Annotated in this window: 3 protein-coding genes; all 3 read left to right on the top strand. The window is 36.8% G+C overall.

All coding sequences use genetic code 11. The features are described 5' to 3' along the window. Positions 1–217: 217 nt before the first annotated feature. From LB449_RS13745 to LB449_RS13735, 3 genes are read left to right on the top strand one after another with little or no spacing between them, the layout of a single operon-like run. Positions 218–550 (top strand): zinc ribbon domain-containing protein, encoded by a 333-nt coding sequence (locus LB449_RS13745; protein WP_224455693.1) that lies wholly within the window; start codon positions 218–220, stop codon positions 548–550. Between the two features lie 13 nt (positions 551–563). After that, complete coding sequence (locus LB449_RS13740; RefSeq protein WP_224455692.1) at positions 564–1,013, top strand: hypothetical protein; 450 nt, start codon at positions 564–566, stop codon at positions 1,011–1,013. After that, positions 1,010–1,558 carry a DUF4352 domain-containing protein gene (locus LB449_RS13735; RefSeq protein WP_224455691.1) on the top strand — a complete coding sequence of 183 codons (549 nt, stop codon included), beginning with the start codon at positions 1,010–1,012 and terminating at the stop codon, positions 1,556–1,558. Before LB449_RS13740 ends, LB449_RS13735 begins: the two co-directional genes overlap by 4 nt. Positions 1,559–1,816: the final 258 nt, after the last annotated feature.

Raw genomic sequence — 1,816 nt, 5'->3', positions numbered from 1 at the left:
AACACAACTGGCGAATATAACCCATACCTCCTCCGGCATGTTTTAATAAACTATTACAATTGGAAGAATTGTAGTAGTTTTACATTAAGGTCTTGACTCGGTACGGGTCATATCCGCTTTACGTTAGGGGCAATTAGAATAAAACCCCAAAAAGTCGGACTAAACTGAAAGCAGACTTTAAACGGGAGTAAGTATTGACATTTAACACAGAAAAATTATGGCATTAGTAAATTGCAAAGAATGTGGCGCTGAAGTTAGCGACAAAGCATTAGATTGTCCAAAATGTGGGGCGAAATTGAGAAAACCAAAACGGTCAACGTTTGGAAAAATAGTTAAGTATTCATTCATTGGCTTCAATATCCTGATGTTGCTATGGTTTGTAGTCGGAATGGGCGGAGCAGCTGACGGCATTAATAGTGCAGGTAGCGAAGCTGAACAAGCGGGCGCAGCTATCGGAACAGGATTAGGTGCTATGGTAATAATTTTCATTTGGGTTGCAGGCGATGTTGTTCTTGGCCTAATGACCTTATTAACAAGAGCAAAAAAATAACGCACCTTATCAAGTGAAAAAACAAATATTATTAGGACATATTGGAACTTTGCTTTTAGGTGGTTTAATCTACATCCTATTCAGAGCACCTACATTAAAAATGTTTGATTGGTACGATAGCATTGGACTTTCAACTTCACTCAACACTTTGAGAGATTACGCAAGCCCAATCGTTAATCACATTCCAAATTGGTTCTTATATTCTTTGCCTGATGGTCTTTGGATTTTTTCGTACATAAGTTTAATGCTTTTTATTTGGCAAAATTCAGTCTCTCGGAAAAATATCTTTTGGATTTTAATAATTCCAACTTTAGCAATCAGTTCAGAAATTGGACAATTGCTCGGATTTATTTCGGGAACTTTCGATTTTGCCGATTTACTACTTTATATTCTCGGAATGATTTTACCATTCCTATTTTTCACTAAATCAATTAATCTAAATTTTAAATTACAAACACTATGAAAAAAAATCTACGACACGTGATTTCAGCTTCGGCTTTAGCTCTATTCGTTTTTATCGCTTTTGGCAGTATGGACGATGAAGGAGATTCGTCATCTTCAAGTTCATCAACTACAGTAAGCGCGGACAACTCTGCGAAAGCAAAACAAGTTGGTGAAACTTTATCTACACGATATTTTGACGTAACGGTAAATAAAGTAGCACTTCAAGATAGAGTAAACACAGGAAACGAGTTTGCAGACCTTAAAAGAGAAGACGGAAACCAATATCTGATTATAAATACAACCTTCAAAAATACCGATGGCGAAAGCAGAATGATTTCGGACGGGGAAGTTGTAATCAACTATAACGGGAAAGACTATCTTTTTGACAAATCTGAAACTGTAATGCTTGAAGGTTGGGGAACAATGTTAGACCAGTTAAATCCTTTGACTTCAAAAACGACAAATCTTGTATATAAGATTCCGACTGAAATTAAAGGCCCTGCATATTACCGTCCAGGTCGTTCAAATAGTGATGATTTAATTGCAATCGGGAACATCGAATAAGGAAAAAAGCCCCTAACATTGTATAAGCGTAATGCAGGGTTTTCGTCTAAAGATGAACACCTTACAAGCAATGAACTTTTCGGTAAATTGAAAGTTTGTGCTTCTAAGCCCTGCACTACGCTTATACTTGTCGTTGCATTTAATTGAGACGCCTTTTTGGAACGGATGTAGTTCTGAAGTTAAAAAAGGATGATATGGGCACGCTAGTGCTCAAGTCTTTTGCGATTAGCATCGTGAAAATGTATTTTCAAACGTTGA

This window comes from Psychroflexus lacisalsi, assembly GCF_020164495.1.
Taxonomy (GTDB): Bacteria; Bacteroidota; Bacteroidia; order Flavobacteriales; family Flavobacteriaceae; genus Psychroflexus; species Psychroflexus lacisalsi.
Note: the sequence above shows the minus strand (reverse complement) of the source record. Positions and strands in the feature narration are given on the sequence as shown.